This window comes from Faucicola mancuniensis (genome assembly GCF_046523945.1).
GTDB lineage: Bacteria > Pseudomonadota > Gammaproteobacteria > Pseudomonadales > Moraxellaceae > Faucicola > Faucicola mancuniensis.
The window spans coordinates 1,375,469-1,393,321 of the sequence record NZ_CP171363.1 but is presented as its reverse complement, the minus strand read 5'-3'; the positions used below and the strand labels follow the sequence as shown (position 1 = coordinate 1,393,321).

Sequence of the window (17,853 nt, the reverse complement as noted above, 5' to 3'; positions counted from 1 at the left end):
ATTGGCAAGTTGTTAAGATTTTATGGCAAACCGCCCTATCTTGCAATAAAAAATCGTGAACTGATATAAGCAATCACTGAGCCAGACAAAAGACCTGACAAAATGACTAAAAAATGTTCTTTTAAATACGCTGTGAGCTTATGGATGATTTTAGAGCTATTTGATGGAGCTTGATATTCCTCAGCGGATATTTGTTCAACAGGTGTATTTAAGCCAACATTTTCAGTCATTACTTACCTCATCATATTATAAGTTTGGATTCAACCATTTCTTCGCTGTATCTATATCCCACCCTTTTCGTTTGGCGTAGTCTTCTAGTTGTTCGGCGCTGATTTTACCGACATTAAAATAATTACTGTCAGGGTGCGAGTAATAAAACCCACTCACACTAGACGCAGGAAACATCGCAAAGCTCTCGGTCAAAAACGTGCCAATCGCATCGGTCGTGCCTAGCCAATCAAACAACTTGCCTTTTTCGGTATGCTCTGGGCAGGCAGGATAACCGGGGGCAGGACGAATACCGACATATTTTTCCTTAATCAACTCATCATTGCTTAAGCTTTCATCAACTTGATAACCCCAATATTGTTTGCGGATTAACTCGTGCAAATGCTCGGCAAAGGCTTCCGCCAAACGGTCGCTCACCGCTTGCACCATAATCGCATTATAGTCATCGCCTTTTGCCTTGTACTGCTCGGCAAGCTCTTCCGTCCCCACAATGGACACAGTAAATCCACCCAAATAATCATTGCCTTTTGGCGAAATAAAATCAGCTAGGCTATAATTTGGCTTGCCACTTGCCTTGTCCGATTGTTGGCGTAAATGCTCAAAAGTATGAGTAACTTCGCCTTGTTCATTAAAAATTTGCACCGTATCTGGGGCTGTGCGTTTGGCAGGCATTAGGCTAAACACGCCTTTGGCAACCACCAATTTTTGTTTGATAAAATCATCAATGGTTTGGCAAGCGTTTTTGTATAAATCTTTTGCCTCATCGCCCACAATCTCATCATCAAAGATTTTTGGAAATTTACCCACCAATCCCCACGAAATAAAAAACGGTGTCCAGTCAATATACGGCAACAAATTTTCAATCGGATAATCGTCAAGCACCACTCGCCCAAGCTGTTTTGGAACAGGTGGCGTGTAGTTGTCCCAATCGTACTTAAAGCCTTGTTCAATCGCCTCTTTATACGTTAATTTGGGGGCTTTGGGCTGACGATTGGCAAGGCGTTCACGGACTTCGGCATATTCGGCACGAATGTCCGCCACATATTGCGATTTTAATTCTTTAGACAATAAAGTCGTTGCCACGCCCACTGCACGGCTGGCATCGGCAACATAAATCACCGCATCATTTTGGTAATTTTGGTCAATTTTAACAGCCGTATGAGCCTTTGACGTGGTCGCACCGCCAATGAGTAACGGAATGTGAAAGCCTTGTTCTTGCATTTGTTGGGCGACATAAACCATCTCATCAAGGCTAGGCGTAATCAAGCCTGACAAGCCAATAATGTCCACTTTTTCATCTTTTGCCACTTGCAAAATTTTCTCGCACGGCACCATCACGCCCAAATCAATGATTTCATAGCCATTACAGCCTAGCACCACGCCTACAATGTTTTTGCCAATGTCGTGTACATCGCCTTTGACGGTCGCAATCAGCACCTTGCCTTTGCTCTCGCCTGCGGTTTTTTCGGCTTCAATATAAGGGTTTAACCACGCCACCGCTTGTTTCATCACACGAGCAGACTTCACTACTTGTGGTAAAAACATTTTGCCCGCTCCAAACAAATCGCCCACCACGTTCATACCGTCCATTAAAGGGCCTTCAATCACATCAAGCGGACGTGGTAATTTTAGGCGTGCCTCTTCGGTGTCTTCATTAATGTAGGTGGTAATGCCTTTGACAAGGGCGTGTTCAATGCGTTTTTCCACAGGCAATTCTCGCCACGCCAAATCCGCCCCACCGTCTTTTTTCTTGTCGCCTGCGTGGTAATTTTCGGCAACTTCTAAGAGTTTTTCGGTCGCCTCATTGCCACTGCCTTGATTGCGGTTTAAAATCACATCTTCAATTGCCTCTCGTGCAGACGGTTCAATCTCATCATACAGCTCAAGCATGGCAGGATTGACAATGCCCATCGTCATACCATTTTTAATGGCGTGGTACAAAAATACAGCGTGAATCGCCTCACGAATCGGATTGCCCCGAAACGAGAATGACACATTAGACACACCGCCAGACACCATCGCATTGGGCAAGTTTTGGGTGATCCAGCCTGTAGCATTGATAAAATCTACACCATAATTATTATGCTCTTCAATGCCTGTCGCCACCGCAAAAATGTTGGGGTCAAAAATGATGTCTTCAGATGGAAAACCCACTTCGTCCACCAAAATATCATACGAGCGTTTACAAATTTCAATTTTTCGCTGTTCGGTGTCGGCTTGTCCTTTTTCATCAAACGCCATCACAATCACTGCCGCCCCAAATCGCATACACAATTTGGCTTTTTGCACAAATTCATCATAACCTTCTTTTAGGGAAATGGAATTGACAATCGGCTTGCCCTGCGTGCATTTTAACCCTGCCTCAATGATGTCCCATTTTGACGAATCAATCATCAACGGCACGCGGCTGATGTCTGGCTCGGATGCAATCAAATTGACAAAGTGAATCATCGCTTGCTTACTATCAAGCATGGCTTCGTCCATATTGATGTCCACCACTTGAGCCCCACCTTCCACTTGGTCTCGTGCCACGTCTAGGGCTTCGGTGTATTCCTCGTTTTTAATCAAACGCAAAAACTTTTTTGAGCCTGTAACGTTGGTACGCTCGCCCACGTTTACAAACAAACTTTCTCGTGTAATGTTAAACGCCTCTAAACCCGACAAACGGCAAGCAGGTTTGTACTCGGGCAATTGACGTGGGGCAAAAGGCGACACCATTTCCACAATTTTGGCAATGTGATTGGGCGTTGTGCCACAGCACCCACCGACAATATTAACCAGCCCAGATTTGGCAAAATCGGCAACCATTGTCGCTGTCTCATCAGGCGTTTCATCATACGCCCCAAACTCATTGGGCAAACCTGCGTTTGGGTGTGCCGATACAAAGGTTTCGCACACGTCCGATAAGGTTTTGACGTGCGGTTTTAAAGCGTCCGCTCCCAACGCACAGTTAAAACCGATAGAAATTGGCTTGGCGTGGCGAATGGAATTGTAAAAGGCCTCAGCCGTTTGCCCAGATAGCGTCCGCCCAGACGCATCGGTAATCGTACCAGAAATCATAATTGGTAGTTCAAAACCGATTTTTTCAAACACACCTGTAACGGCAAAAATACAGGCTTTGGCGTTTAGCGTGTCAAAAATGGTTTCAATCAAAATGATATCCACACCGCCTTCAATAAGTGCGTAAGTCGCTTCGGTGTAATTGTCCACCAATTCATCAAAAGTTACGTTACGAAAGGCAGGGTCATTGACATCAGGCGAGATAGAGCAGGTGCGAGATGTCAGCCCTAGCACCCCTGCCACAAAACGGGGTTTGTCTGGATTTAACGCTGTTACTTCATCACACACTTGGCGAGCGATTTGGGCAGATGTTTTGTTAATCTCATATACCAAATGCTCCATATGATAATCTGCCATAGAGATTTGCGTGCCGTTAAATGAGTTGGTCTCAATGATGTCCGCCCCTGCGTCAAGGTACGAGCGGTGAATGGCTTGGATAATGTGCGGTTGCGTAAGCACAAGTAAATCGTTGTTGCCTTTGACATCATTGGCAATGTCGGCAAAACGCTCACCACGATAATCTTCTTCTTTTAATTTATAATTTTGGATTTCCGTTCCCATCGCCCCATCAAGAAATAAAATGCGATTTTTGAGCAGTTCGGTTAGGCGTGCTTTGTTATTCGCTTGAATGTCTTTATACGGAAAATTGGCAGGGGGCGTTAGGGTAAAATTGTTTGGATTGTGGGGTTTGTGGGTGGTGGTAGATGATGGGGCTTGGCTCATGGCTGACTCTTTATACTTTTAAAAATAATAGAATTTAGTTATTATAGCATTTTTATTGATAAGTTTGAAAAATATAGTTTTTTCAATTTGCTTTAGCACAAATATTGTGATTTTTGAAAAATGTCATGTATAGAAAATCGCAAAATCTATACATAAAAAGGAAATTTTATGCAAATTTTACCCTTTGACAATATGCAACAGATAGAAACAACCGCAGTTTTAAAAAAAACCGCCCAAGCCACTCGCTATCTTGCTGAATTAAAAGGCGTTGCCTTGTCTATCCCTAACGAAAGTATTTTAATCAATACCTTAGTATTACAAGAAGCAAAAAATAGTTCGGAAATAGAAAACATCATCACCACGCACGATGAATTATTTAAAATAACCGCTTATAAAAAAAACAAGGTTATTAGCAAAATGTTATTTGGCATTACGGATTTGGGCATTAATTTAGTCAAAGGCAGTGTGCAAAAATGGCAACATCGCCATCAAATGATTGACAACATGAGCAACAACACCTTTATCCTGCCAAACGTCAATAGTTTTAACCGTATGTTGTTTTTGAGTTTGACAAACCCAAAGGCGATTTTGTTTTTTTGTCGTTTTTTGTGCAGTTTGTCAGTCCGACTTATGCCAATCCATTGTTAAGTTTTTTGATTTTGGCGATTATTTTGCCAGTCGGCATGGTTTGGCAAGTGTTAGCATGGGCGTTGTCGGTCTGATGTTTATTGGTTTTGCGGTGAAACTTTTGACGGCAATTTTGTAAATATTGTTTAACTTATAATTTAGTTTATTTAAACAGCAATGTCTTTTAATGGATATTGAATGTCCACGACAAAATCCGCCCCATCATAGTGATAATCAATGCTTGACTCTTCGCCATAGGCATTTTTTAGGACTTGAGTCTGGTGGTTAAAGGTTAAATTGTTGGCAATATTTTCTTTGGTTTTATTTGACAATTCTTGCAAAATACTGGTCCGCACTTGGATTTCTACCCAGTCGTCTTGCCAGTCCACAATCACGTCAATATAAGTCACGCTTATTGTCATTTCCACGATAAAAACAATCATTTTTTCAAGCACCAATTGCAAGGTCAGCGACATAATCGTCATATCGTATAACAAATCTTCTTCAGGCAGTTGCCAACTTACCAATAATTTGTCTTGAAAACGGTAGTTTTCAATATTCAAATAATATTTGCAAATATCAATCTCATCTTGAAAAGCGATTTCATATTCACCGTTAAAACAGGCTCGGTATAAACTTAACACACTGCGAAGCATATTTTGGGCTTGGATTGGGTCTTGTTCTACCAAATATTGTACGGTATTTAACATATTAAAGAAAAAATGTGGCGTGATACGGGCTTTGAGTCGTTCGTTTTGTTCTAACAAATCTTGCTGATAAATGGCATATTGCTCGGCAATTTTTTTGTCTTGACTGGCAAAATAAAACAGCAACAATCCAAAAAATAATACGCCAACCACCATATTAAACACACTATAAATCAGCAGGGTAACAGGCTCAATCAGATTGTTAAACAAAAGCATCACCACCACATTGGCAAGCAAACTTGCAATCGGGGTCAATACCAATGAATAAGTCAAAAAACGTTTGGCAACTTCGGCATAAGGTTGCTGTTTTAACTGGTTTTTAGATAAATGCAAATAACCAATATTAAACAGTACAATCAACACATTGTTAACAAAATAATCGGCAAATAAAAAACACGCTTGGTTAAAACTGTATATCTCACTGGACTTGACTGCCAAGCCATAAAACGCCAAAAACACCGCCCACATCACCCAAAAAATAACCGATGACACACTCTCAAAAGTGGGAATAAATAATTTTTCGCCAGATTTTTGTGGAATTGTTGGCGTAACTGCTTTGAGATTTGTTATACTAGCAAAAAATTGTGTTGCTGATGTTTTTAATTGAGCAAACATATAATCCTTTACAAAGAAACGATTGGAGTAAAAAATGACAATTCATGTTGACAATTCTACCACATCTAGTATGTGGGGTGGGCGTTTTTCTGAAGCAACGGACAAATTTGTTGCCGAATTTACCGCTTCGGTCAATTTTGACAAACGCATGGCAAATCAAGACATTGATGGCTCTATCGCCCACGCCACCATGCTCGGGCGTTGTGGCATCATCACAAGCGAAGAAAGCCAAAAAATCGTTGATGGCTTAAACCAAATCAAACAAGAAATCGCAGACGGCAAGTTTGTTTGGTCGGTGGCATTAGAAGATGTGCACATGAACGTAGAGAGCCGTTTGACCGCACTCATTGGCGATGTCGGCAAAAAACTGCACACAGGGCGTAGCCGTAATGACCAAGTGGCAACCGACATTCGTCTGTATATGCGTGAGCAGACGGACGTGGTGTTGGGTCTGTTAAAGCGTTTGCAATTGGGTTTGTTAGACCTTGCAAGCGAACATACCGAAACCATCATGCCCGGCTTTACCCATTTGCAAACCGCCCAACCTGTCAGCTTTGCCCATCATGTCATGGCGTGGTTTGAAATGCTTATTCGTGATAGTGAGCGTTTTATCAGTACAAGAAAACGCATTAATCAAATGCCGTTAGGCTCGGCAGCCCTAGCGGGAACGACTTATCCGATTGACCGCACCATTACGGCAGAGCTTTTGGGTTTTGAAGGGATTTGCCAAAACTCGCTTGATGCGGTGAGCGACCGTGATTTTGCCATTGAATTTACCAGTAACGCCAGTATTTTGATGATGCACTTGTCTCGCATGAGCGAAGAGATTATTTTGTGGATGTCAGCTCAGTTTGGCTTTGTGGTTGTGCCAGACCGTTTTTGTACAGGCTCAAGCATTATGCCACAAAAGAAAAATCCAGACGTGCCAGAATTGGTGCGTGGTAAAACCGCTCGTGTGTTTGGGCAATTGACCACGCTTTTGACCTTGATGAAAAATCAACCGCTTGCCTACAACAAGGACAATCAAGAAGATAAAGAGCCACTGTTTGACTGTGTGGACACCTTGACAGGTTCATTACTTGCGTTTGCCGATATGTTGCCAAATTTAATTCCAAATAAAGAAAATATGCGAAATGCCACGATGAAAGGCTATGCCACAGCGACCGATTTGGCGGATTATTTGGTGAAAAAAGGCTTGCCGTTTCGTGATGCTCATGAAGTGGTGGGCAAGACGGTGGCACTTGGCGTGGCAAAAGGCGTGGATATTAGTGAGTTGTCATTGGCAGAGTTGCAAGGCTTTAGCGATTTGATTGGTGATGATGTGTTTGAATATTTGACGCTTGAAGGTTCGCTAAACGCTCGCAATCATATCGGTGGCACTGCGCCAAATCAAGTGAAAATGGCGATTGAGCGTGGGCGTGAGAGAGTGGAAAATTTAAAATACCTGAATTCGACATAAGAAAAAACTAAAAAAAAGAAGCCCAATATGTTAAAGTAAATTCACCACAAACAACCCTAACAAGGACTTCTTACATGGACAACCTCGAAGCACTATACTGCCACATAGACGACTATTGCAAAACATACACAAACGAACAACAGAAGAAAATGCTAACCCAAAAGAGCAAAAGCAGTAAAAAAACACGAAACAAACCATGCCGTATTAGTTTATCAGAAATCATCACCATATTGGTAGTATTTCACCAAATAAAATACAGAGAATTTAAAGCCTTCTACTACAACTACCTCACCCAATGGCTAAAACCTGCCTTTCCAAACCTACCAAGCTACACAAGAATGGTAGAACTCATGGAAAAAGCAATAGTTCCCATGTGTGACTACCTACAATCTCTCATGCAAAACAACTGCACAGGCATAAACTACATTGACTCAACCAGTTTAGCCGTATGTGATAATCACCGTATCAACCGCAACAAAGTATTTGCAGAAACAGCACAGCGAGGTAAAAGCAGTATGGGGTGGTTTTTTGGCTTTAAACTACACGTCATTATCAATGATAAAGGTGAATTGGTCAATCTAACCGTAACCAAAGGCAATGTTGATGATAGGCAACCTGTGAAAAGACTTTGTGAATCTCATGTTTTTGGTAAACTCTTTGCTGATAAAGGTTATATTGATAAATCATTGACAGATTGGCTTGATGAGCATTTAGATATTGAGTTAATCACGAATGTTAAAAAGAATATGAAATCTAAAGATATTTCATGGTTAAATAGACGATTGCTTAAACGCCGTTTTTTGATTGAAACTGTGTTTGATGAGTTAAAGAATATGTGTCAAATTGAGCATTCAAGGCATCGTAGTTATGTTGGGTTTATGAGTAATTTGTTGGCAGGGTTGATTGCTTATTGTCATCAAACAAAGAAGCCTACATTAAAAAATGTCCTGTTGGGGTATTCTTTATTGTAGGTTTCTTATTTGTTTATATTTTTTCAATAAGTTAAATGATTTTTTATATCGAATTGAGGTTAAAATAATCAGCGTGTAGGTTGGGTAGAGCTTGCGATACCCAACGCCATGATGAAATTTTGGTAAAATGTTGGGTGTCATTCTTCCACCCAACCTACTTTTGCGATAAAACAAACAGGCGTAAAATTCATCAATCCTTTTGAAACGACAATTTTTTTAATTTAAAAAGGAAAAACCCATGCCAAAACTCTTCTCCTACGGCACGTTACAACAAGAAAACGTCCAACTTGCCACCTTTGGGCGACTGCTTGATGGACAACAAGACAGTCTTGTCGGTTATGTTTTAGGCGAAATTGAAATCACTGACCCCGATGTGTTACAAAAAAGTGGTAAGCGTTTTCACCCCATGCTTATCAAAACAGATAACGCTGATGACAAAGTGGCAGGGGTGATTTTTGACATTAACGATAACGAACTATTACAGGCTGACAGCTATGAAGTGGACGCTTACAAACGCATAGAAGCCAAGTTTGCCAGCGGACAAGTGGCGTGGATTTATGCTGATGCCAGCAAAAATTGATTTGAGAAATTAACCAATTTAAACTAAACCGTAAGGGCGTATTGCATACACCCAATGTAAATTTAAACCAATGTAAATTAAAAAGGAAAACCCCATGACCGAAGTTTTTAACCCCAAAGCCAACCTTGTGATGTGCCGAAAATACAAACAAGAATTGCCAAAACTGCCCGCCCCACCATTTCCAAATGCCAAAGGCGAGGAAATTCAAAACACCGTATCAAAAAAAGCGTGGGAAGAATGGATTGAACTTCAAACCATGCTGATTAACGAAAATCACTTAAGCATGATTGACCCAAAAGCCAAAAAGTTTATCGCTGAACAGCGTGAGAAGTTTTTGGATAGCGATGATTACGAAAAGCCAAAAGGTTGGCTTGAGCGTGATGCATAATTCATTTTAACAAAAAATTTTTTTAACAAAAATTTTTCTTAGCTTAATATGCCGATTTTTGGTATTATATAGTGTTAATCCCAATTTTTATCTATTTGACAAAGAACCAAATTTATGACTGATTTTGCCATTGGACAACGTTACCTATCTGATACCGAAAATGAGCTTGGCTTGGGCGTGGTGGTGCTGGTTGATGACCGCTGTGTGCATATTTTATTTCCCCAAAGCGAAGAAACGCGTGTGTACGCCAAAGCGTCCGCACCGCTTTCTCGTGTGATGTTTAAAAAAGGTGATACGATTACCGACCAAGACGGCGTAACCTTTACGGTGAGCGAGGTGGAAATCACCAATGCAGTGTGCCGTTATCACGTTGCCGAAACGGACAAGCCGATTATGGAAACTCGTCTTGGGGCGAGTATTCAGTTAGCAAAACCGTTGGAACGTTTGCTTGCCAATCGTATTCATCAAAATGACTGGTATGAACTGCGTCAAGATATTTTGAACACGCAAGCCCATCTTGCCAGCCACCCGTTAAAAGGCTTAATGGGGGCAAGGGTGGATATTATTGAACATCAGTTGTATATCGCCCATGAAGTTGGCAAACGTATCGCTCCACGTGTGTTGTTGGCGGACGAAGTTGGGCTTGGCAAAACCATTGAAGCGGGTTTGATTATTCATCAACAATTGTTAAATGCCAAAGCGGAACGTGTGTTGATACTTGTGCCTGATAGTTTGCAATATCAATGGATGATTGAGTTACGCAGACGTTTTAACCTTGAGTTTGCGATTTTTGATTTGGTGCGAACAGCGTCCATTGCTGAGCATAATCCTGAACAAAATCCATTTTTGACCGAACAATGTATCATCGCAAGCATTGATTTGTTGCTTGACCATGCCGATTTGCACGAAAAAGCGTTGGAAGCTGGTTTTGATTTATTGGTAGTGGACGAAGCTCACCATCTACATTGGGACAGCGAGCAAGGCGGTAATGATAAATATGAATTGGTGGAAGATTTTGCCAAACAAACATCAGGCGTTTTGCTACTTACTGCAACGCCAGAACAATTGGGGCTTGAGAGCCATTTTGCCCGTTTAAGACTGTTAGACCCACATCGTTTTTGTAGTTTGGACGAGTTTATTGATAGCGAAGATAATTTTGCCCAAACCGCTCAAATTGCCGAAATTTTGTTAAACAATGAACCTTTGACCCAAGGACAATTACAAACCTTAGAACAACTACTTGGGCATGAAGTTAGCGATGATGAACAAGGGCGTGGGCGTGCGATTAACGAATTGTTAGACCGTCATGGCACAGGGCGTGTGCTGTTTCGCAATACTCGTGAAAGCGTGGCACAGCTCATTTCTGGCTTTAAAGGGCGAAAAGCGACTTGTTATCCGCTCGCATTGCCAGAGACTTGGCAAAACACCTATCACACGCATGGCAAACTGCGTGAACAGCTTTGGAGCGAAGAGTTACAGCCTGATGGCAGTTGGTTAGAAGAAGACCCAAGGGTTGTTTGGCTGATCGACATTTTAAAGCATGAATTAAAACACAAAAAAGTATTGCTAATCGCTCGTAGCGGTGCAACGGTTGAAAGTTTAGAAGCGGTATTACGCTTGCACGCTGGCATTAAAACGGCGATTTTTACCGAACAAATGAGTTTGTTAGAGCGAGACCAAGCGCCTGCGTATTTTTCGGACGTGGAAGGGGCTCAGATTTTACTTGCGTCCGAAATCGGCTCAGAAGGACGCAATTTTCAATTTGCCAGTGATTTGATTTTGTTTGATTTGCCTGCCAACCCTGACACGCTTGAACAACGTATCGGACGGCTTGACCGCATTGGACAACGCCGCGAGATTAACATTCATGTACCGTATGTACAGGGGACTGCGACCGAGCGGTTGTACCGTTGGTATCATGATGCGTTGAATATTTTTAGTCAAATTTCGCCCACCGCCCAAACGGTACAAGAACAGTTTATCATGGACTTAAAACCGATTTTGGAAGGGCAAGGCAGTGATGATGATTTGCAAAATTTGATTGACGAGGGAAAACAGCACCGTTTAGCATTAGAAGAAATGATGCAACAAGGGCGTGATAGACTGCTTGAGTACAATTCTTGCCGTCCACGTGTCGCCCACAAAATCGCCCAAACCATGCAAGAATTTGACGATACCAACACCTTGCCACGCTTTTTTGAGCGGTTTATGTCATCTATTAACATGGATTTTAGCGGTCAGCGTGATGGCTCGCTTATGCTTCACCCAAGCGATGAAGTGCAGGTGCAAGGCTTGGCAATTCCTGAAGATGGCATGACTTTGACTTTTGAGCGTGAGCAAGCCTTGGTGCGTGAAGATATGGCGTTTATGACCTATGAACACCCACTTATGCAAAGTATTTTTGAAACGATTAATTCAGGTTCGTTTGGTAATGCCAGCGTTGCCACTTTGCAAACCAAAGCCATGCCAGAGGGCTTGTTATTGCTGGAAGTGAATTTTCGTGTGGAGGCGATTGCCCCAAAAATGCTTAACTTGACAACTTATTTGCCAAGGCCGATGTTGCGTGTGTTTATTAGCCAACAAGGGACGGATTTTAGCGAAAAAGTTACGTCACAGATGATTACGCCGTATATTCAACGCCTTGATAAAAGCCGTGCAGGACAAGTGGTAAAAGCTCGCCGAGAAGTCATTGAACAGCGTTATGACCAAGCGGTCAGCCTTGCCAATGCACAGCTTGATGAGATTAGCCGTGAAGCGATTGAACGCTTTAATCAGCGATTTGAACGTGAAATTGAGCGGTTACAATTTTTGCAAACGATTAATCCGAATGTGCGTGATAGTGAAATTCATCAGTTAAAACGCTTGCACGAGCAAGGATTACAGGCGTTGGGGCAACTCACCTTAATTCCTGATAGTATCCGTGTGTTAATCGCTGTTAAACCAAATTAAATTTTTGTGAAATTTAACCAAAACTACTAAATACAACCATCAACACAGGTGAAATAATATTGATAATAAACCCAAAGCTCATGGCAAGCGGTACAATCTCATTACCGCCAGAGCTTTGGATAATTGGCAAAGTAAAATCCATCGTGGTAACACCGCCAAGTCCCACCGCCGTACTCGGATAACGTTTTATCAAAAACGGTATAAAAATCACTGCCATAAACTCACGAAGCAAATCATTGAACAACGCCACACTGCCCCACACCACCCCATAAGCGTCCGTTATCACAATCCCTGATAATGAATACCAACCATAACCAGACACCATCGCCAAGCCTTGCATGATACCGACATCAGACTTTAACAACGCAAACAGCACGCCAGACAAACTCACACTCACAAAAAAAATCACGCTCATCTGCACGCCACGCTTGTTAATCAGCACTTGTTTGAGCGTCATACCTGCATGGGACAAGCTGATACCGACCAACAAAATCAGCACCATCAACAAGCCTTTTATCACGCTATCAATGCCAATCGGCAAATTTTGTAATGGCACAGCATACCCCACCAACATGCCAAGCACCACACAGCCCAACTGCACCGCACTGCCTGTTACGCTGATGTTGGCGGTATTGTCTCCATGCTGAATTTGACGCTCATACGGATATTGTTTGTCAAACCACCAAAGCGACAGCAACCCTGCCCCCATACTCAAAACTGCAAGCAACAGCACATTGCTTAAAATAAAGCCGACTTGCGAGCCAAGATTTTGCACTTGCGACAACGACAGCCCAATAAAAAACAAAATCACAAACACAATTTTGCCAAGACAAACATCAATATACGGCACATATTTTTTTGGCAACGGAACAAAAAAACCCACAACCAATGGGGTTAAAATCAAAAAAAGCGTAAGAAAATTATCTAACATAACAAGTTTTTTCAATTATTTGCGAAAATCATATCTTGGTTTTTTGTCAAATTATTGATGCAAATAATGTTCAAACACCGCCCCGAAATCATATTGACGAATGGTTGCCAATCGCTGACTATAGGCGGTTTCTACTTGTGCCACCGTTTGATTGATGATATCTGGTAGGCTTAACACCACGTTTTCTGGCAAACTTTTTAAACCAAACATATTGGTTACGGTGTTAAAACTTTTATCCAACACCGCTTCTTCGTGGGCGATGACTTTGCATTTTTCACTAATGGCAGTCAAGGCTTTGTAAATATCTCGGATTTGCTCAATTTGGCTTTTATCAATATCAATAGAAAACGCCAATCCGCCTAGATTAAATTTGAGTTCTGCGTCCAAATCCATCGTGCCAGCGGTTTCAATCATGATATTGGCAGGTTGAAAATAGCGGTAAGGATAACGTTTTAACAAGCGTTTACGACTGGTCGCCGACTGTCCATCAAGGTGCAAAAAGGCAACATTGGTAAAGCAATATTCATCGGTTTTGGATTTGATAACAAAATAGATTTTTTCGTTGTCTTCATGAAAAATATAATCGTCAATATCGGTTTGGTTAAATTGGCTCGGCGGAATGATTTTGCCGATATCGCTTAAACCAAATGCGTCAGAAGCAAGATTTTTAAACATTTTTTTGTCCTTATTTTACATATAATAAATTTGACAAATTAATGGATTATGACTGACTTTGTCAAGTTTTACTTTTGTCTTGATAAAAAAATAAGTCTATAATGGTAATCATAGACTTATTTTTTGCAATCATTTGTTAGCCAAACAATCCATCAGTTCTTGGCGATGCCAAAATTTTGGCATAACTTATCACAAACAACAAAAACGCCATTATCCAAAAACCTTGTGCAATGCCCAATGACGCAAAATATAGACTTGGTACAAACCAACCCCACAACACACGCACCAGCCACGCCATCACCATACAGATAAAAATCAGTGCAACGGTTTTTGGTGGATTATGCACACTTCTGCCCGTATGTCCAAGCGACACACGGCTCATCATCGCAAGTGTCATCAAGCCCACGCCTGCCAATGACACAGCGTGCAAGGCAAGGCTATGGCTAATCAGCCCAAATGGAGCTAGAGCAAACAACACAAAACCGACCGTCATGCCAAAAAATGACAGCCAAAGCGACCAAAGCAACGGACGACGCCAAATCTGTGGCAAATGCCAATTTTTTAACCGTAACAAATTTGCCACCGCCACCACAAGGGCAGATACCGCAATCAGCCATTTTGCCCAATCAAAATTTGTCAAAAAAATATCACAAACAAAAAATGCAAAAAAACCGAACAAACTTAATCTATCTAACAAATCCGAATTTTTGACTTTATGCACCACTTCGCCACCTTCGGCAATGCCACGCTCAATAAACATCGGCATGACACGACGACCGATGGTTAGCACCACGCCGATAATCAAATAAAATCCTGCTAATAAACTGCCTTTCATCAATACCAAATCTTTGTTTGCCAATGCCACATAAAAACAAATTTGGCACAATAATAACAAGCTCATTTTGACAACGATACCGATTTGGCGTTTTTGGCGGACTTTGTAAATCGGTTTTACCACATAAAAAACGGTCAATAACCAAAATAACAAATCAAAAAAACCTGCCAACATTGTTAAAGCATTTATTTGAATGCCATTGGCTAAATAAATGATACGAGCGAACGCCCACGGCAAAAAAATTATCAATAACTTGTAGCCATACGGCATGGGTTGGCTTGTCCATGTTTTGACAGCGGTTAATAAAAAGCCTGCAATTAACGCCAAACCATAACCAAAAATCATCTCATGACCGTGCCAATAAAACGGCATGATTTGGGTCAATGGGTCAAAGGCGAATTTGGTGGCAAAGGTGATGTGCGACCATTTCAGCATACTTAAAATCGCAAAAATCCCTGCCGATAAAAAGAAAATCCGAAAGCCCAAGTTTAAAATTGGGTGGGGCGATGTGGGGCGTTTGGTGGGCATATTGATGGTTTGCATAAGATACCTTTTAAATATATGTTTTGGGATATTATACCCTATTTTAACCAAGAATGGCAGAATTTGGCTAGTTGTTTTATAGCCAAACAGCCCATAAAATTACAAAATTAATTAAATTATGAATTGCTGTCATATTTAAATATGTTGATTTGCTAATCCATTCACTACCACAATTAGGACAAGCAGATAGAAATTTAAAAAGAAAAATTCGTACAATTTTTTTTAAATTTCGTTTCAATAATTTCATGCTTACAAGTTTAGCAAACCAAAGTCATAATGCTATTATCCATTGTAAAGTATGGCAAAATAGAAATTATACGCTAATAAATCAAGCAAATTGCTTTAAAAACCTAACGTCATTTTGATAGAACAACCGCAAATCATTCACGCCATAATACAACATGGCAAACCGCTCAATCCCCATACCAAAGGCAAAACCTTTATATTTGGTTGCATCAATCCCACAGTTTTCAAGCACTTTTGGGTGAACCATACCACAGCCCATCACCTCAAGCCACTTGCCATTGTCCGCCAAAATATCCACTTCCGCAGATGGCTCAGTAAACGGAAAATAAGACGGACGAAAACGCACCGTCAATTTTTTGCCAAAAAACGCCTGCAAAAACTCATGAATCAAGCCTTTTAACTCAGCAAAATTGGTAGATTCGCTAATATACAAACCCTCCAACTGATGAAACATCGGCGAATGCGTCTGGTCGCTATCACAGCGATACACACGCCCTGGACATACAATACGAATCGGCAAATCACCTTTTTCCATCGTGCGGATTTGCACGCTACTGGTGTGCGTGCGTAGCAAATAATTGGCATCAAAATAAAAAGTATCATGCATGGCACGAGCAGGGTGCGACTCTGGAATATTCAACGCCTCAAAGTTATAATAATCGCTCTCAACCTCAGGGCCTGTGGCAATCTCAAAGCCCGCCTGACGGAAAAAACCTTGCATACGCTCCGCCGTTTTGGTAACTGGGTGCAGATTGCCCGCCACCTGTCCACGAGCAGGCAAAGTGATATCAATGGACTCACTGGCAAGTTTTGCCGATAGGGCTTTGGCTTCTAGGTCGCCTTGGGCTTGTTGTAGTTGTTCATTGATTTGCGTTCGCACTTCATGCAGTTGTCCGCCGATGGTTTTTTTGCCGTCAGCGTCAAGTGAGCCTAACTGTTTTGACCAAGTTGTCAAATGGCTTTTTTTGCCTGTCAAAGCCACACGAATATTTTGTAAATCTTGTGGATTTTGGGCGGTGTTGATTAAATCTTTGGCATCTTGAACAAATTTGGCAAATTGTTCTTGGTTTAAATCGGTCAAAGTTTCGCTATAATGTTGGAGCATATCGGTCATAATGTTTTCTTTAATTAAGTGATAAAAATGCAGTCATTTTAATGATTTTTTGACAAAATGTAAATGCGTGGCAAAACTTATATTTGAGTTGGCAAAAAATTTATTATAATAAATTATCAACTGCCAAAAAACTAGACCACTAGGAAAGTCACAATGACAACCATTACACAATTAAGCCAATTGGATTTGTCAAAAGCGAAGGACAAATGATAACCTCAACCGTATTAAAAGAGGTTTTAACGTAAGCGTTGATGAAGTTTTTAAAGATTAACCATAACCTAAAAACAAAAAAACCACTTATCACTAAGTGGTTTTTTATTGCTTTTATCTAAAAACAAATTAAGCTAAGGCTTGTTTTGCTTTTTCAGTCAAAGCAGTGAACGCTTGTGCGTCATGCATTGCGATATCTGCCAATACACGGCGGTCAATCTCAATGTTCGCTTTTTTCAAGCCATTGATTAAACGGCTGTAGCTTAAACCATTTAAACGAGCACCTGCATTAATACGAGCAATCCACAAACGGCGGAATGAACGTTTTTTGTTACGGCGGTCACGGTAAGCATATTGACCAGCTTTCATCACAGCTTGTACAGCAACACGGAAAACACGAGAGCGAGCTCCGTAGTAACCTTTTGCACGAGCCAATACTTTTTTATGACGGCGATTTGCCTGAACACCACGTTTTACACGAGCCATAATTTACTCCTAATTATATATTAAAATTGAATTTACCGATTATAGGTATGGGCACATACGGATTACACGAGCAACATCAGACACGTGAACCATAGTACAACCACGCAATTGGCGGATACGTTTAGGAGATTTTTTAGTCAAAATGTGGCGTTTGAATGCTTGTTTACGCTTGATACCGTTTGCAGTTTTTTTGAAACGTTTGGCAGCACCACGACGAGTTTTTAATTTCATAAGAAGCCTCTTGTTATCTTAAAGTATCTTAAATTGCTTTAAGTCATGAATTACCTTGTTGTCAAATTGGTTAAATTTTATGCAAAATTTAAAAAATACAATTTGCCTTGAGGTGGGAGCACATATTCTAGCAAAAATTTTTGGCTTTTGCCAGTTTTTTCACATAGATTTTTTTGGCAAAAAGGCGATAAATTATTTTTTGGTAAAAAATTAATAGTATTAGGTGATTTTACAATTTTGATGTATAATCATTTTTTAGGGATAATCGGTTGATT

14 protein-coding genes and 2 pseudogenes are annotated in these 17,853 nt (G+C 41.0%); 7 read left to right on the top strand and 9 right to left on the bottom strand.

All coding sequences use genetic code 11. The features are described from left to right. Window positions 1-35: 35 nt before the first annotated feature. On the bottom strand, window positions 36-230 hold the full coding sequence (locus ACGTJS_RS06855) for a hypothetical protein (protein ID WP_315040664.1): 195 nt from the start codon (window positions 228-230) through the stop codon (window positions 36-38). Between the two features lie 16 nt (window positions 231-246). Continuing rightward, entirely contained in the window at window positions 247-4,011 is a 3,765-nt protein-coding gene (gene metH / locus ACGTJS_RS06850) for a methionine synthase (RefSeq protein ID WP_410471539.1), read from the bottom strand. 168 nt (window positions 4,012-4,179) lie between these two features. Here metH and ACGTJS_RS06845 point away from each other — a divergent pair. Then, window positions 4,180-4,404: pseudogene (locus tag ACGTJS_RS06845) on the top strand (Fic/DOC family N-terminal domain-containing protein); the annotation flags it as partial. A 162-nt stretch (window positions 4,405-4,566) separates the two neighbouring features. Next, a pseudogene (locus ACGTJS_RS06840) lies at window positions 4,567-4,685 on the top strand (LysE family transporter); the annotation flags it as partial. A 120-nt stretch (window positions 4,686-4,805) separates the two neighbouring features. Here ACGTJS_RS06840 and ACGTJS_RS06835 read toward each other — a convergent pair. Continuing rightward, window positions 4,806-5,960, bottom strand: coding sequence for a histidine kinase (locus ACGTJS_RS06835; RefSeq protein ID WP_410471538.1), 1,155 nt, complete (start codon window positions 5,958-5,960; stop codon window positions 4,806-4,808). A 70-nt stretch (window positions 5,961-6,030) separates the two neighbouring features. Between ACGTJS_RS06835 and argH the strand changes: the two genes are divergently transcribed. The 5 genes from argH to rapA all read left to right on the top strand — a co-directional run bounded on the left by argH (window position 6,031) and on the right by rapA (window position 12,307). Then, window positions 6,031-7,419 (top strand): argininosuccinate lyase, encoded by a 1,389-nt coding sequence (argH, locus tag ACGTJS_RS06830; protein WP_410473244.1) that lies wholly within the window; start codon window positions 6,031-6,033, stop codon window positions 7,417-7,419. A 74-nt stretch (window positions 7,420-7,493) separates the two neighbouring features. Beyond that, on the top strand, window positions 7,494-8,390 hold the full coding sequence (locus ACGTJS_RS06825) for an IS982 family transposase (RefSeq protein ID WP_410471537.1): 897 nt from the start codon (window positions 7,494-7,496) through the stop codon (window positions 8,388-8,390). Between the two features lie 238 nt (window positions 8,391-8,628). Continuing rightward, a complete protein-coding gene (locus ACGTJS_RS06820) occupies window positions 8,629-8,970 on the top strand; it encodes a gamma-glutamylcyclotransferase family protein (protein ID WP_410471536.1) in 342 nt (113 codons plus the stop codon). Between the two features lie 94 nt (window positions 8,971-9,064). After that, window positions 9,065-9,358 carry an oxidative damage protection protein gene (locus ACGTJS_RS06815; protein WP_315040672.1) on the top strand — a complete coding sequence of 98 codons (294 nt, stop codon included), beginning with the start codon at window positions 9,065-9,067 and terminating at the stop codon, window positions 9,356-9,358. Window positions 9,359-9,472: 114 nt separating this feature from the next. Next, window positions 9,473-12,307, top strand: coding sequence for an RNA polymerase-associated protein RapA (rapA, locus tag ACGTJS_RS06810; protein WP_410471535.1), 2,835 nt, complete (start codon window positions 9,473-9,475; stop codon window positions 12,305-12,307). Window positions 12,308-12,320: 13 nt separating this feature from the next. Here the strand turns inward: rapA and ACGTJS_RS06805 are convergent, their stop codons facing one another. The 6 genes from ACGTJS_RS06805 to rpmI form a co-directional block, all read right to left on the bottom strand. Further along, window positions 12,321-13,238, bottom strand: a complete 918-nt coding sequence (locus tag ACGTJS_RS06805) for a lysine exporter LysO family protein (protein ID WP_410471534.1) — start codon at window positions 13,236-13,238, stop codon at window positions 12,321-12,323. Between the two features lie 51 nt (window positions 13,239-13,289). Then, the gene (locus ACGTJS_RS06800; protein ID WP_315040676.1) at window positions 13,290-13,913 is read right to left on the bottom strand and encodes a PH domain-containing protein; all 624 of its coding nucleotides are present in this window, start codon (window positions 13,911-13,913) and stop codon (window positions 13,290-13,292) included. Window positions 13,914-14,049: 136 nt separating this feature from the next. Then, window positions 14,050-15,291 carry an NnrS family protein gene (locus ACGTJS_RS06795; RefSeq protein WP_410471533.1) on the bottom strand — a complete coding sequence of 414 codons (1,242 nt, stop codon included), beginning with the start codon at window positions 15,289-15,291 and terminating at the stop codon, window positions 14,050-14,052. Between the two features lie 328 nt (window positions 15,292-15,619). After that, window positions 15,620-16,642 (bottom strand): phenylalanine--tRNA ligase subunit alpha, encoded by a 1,023-nt coding sequence (gene pheS, locus ACGTJS_RS06790; RefSeq protein WP_410473243.1) that lies wholly within the window; start codon window positions 16,640-16,642, stop codon window positions 15,620-15,622. Window positions 16,643-16,990: 348 nt separating this feature from the next. Next, window positions 16,991-17,347: a 50S ribosomal protein L20 gene (rplT, locus tag ACGTJS_RS06785; RefSeq protein ID WP_019520317.1), complete on the bottom strand. Its 357-nt coding sequence runs from the start codon at window positions 17,345-17,347 to the stop codon at window positions 16,991-16,993. Window positions 17,348-17,386: 39 nt separating this feature from the next. Then, complete coding sequence (gene rpmI, locus ACGTJS_RS06780; RefSeq protein ID WP_315040685.1) at window positions 17,387-17,578, bottom strand: 50S ribosomal protein L35; 192 nt, start codon at window positions 17,576-17,578, stop codon at window positions 17,387-17,389. Window positions 17,579-17,853 lie beyond the last annotated feature (275 nt).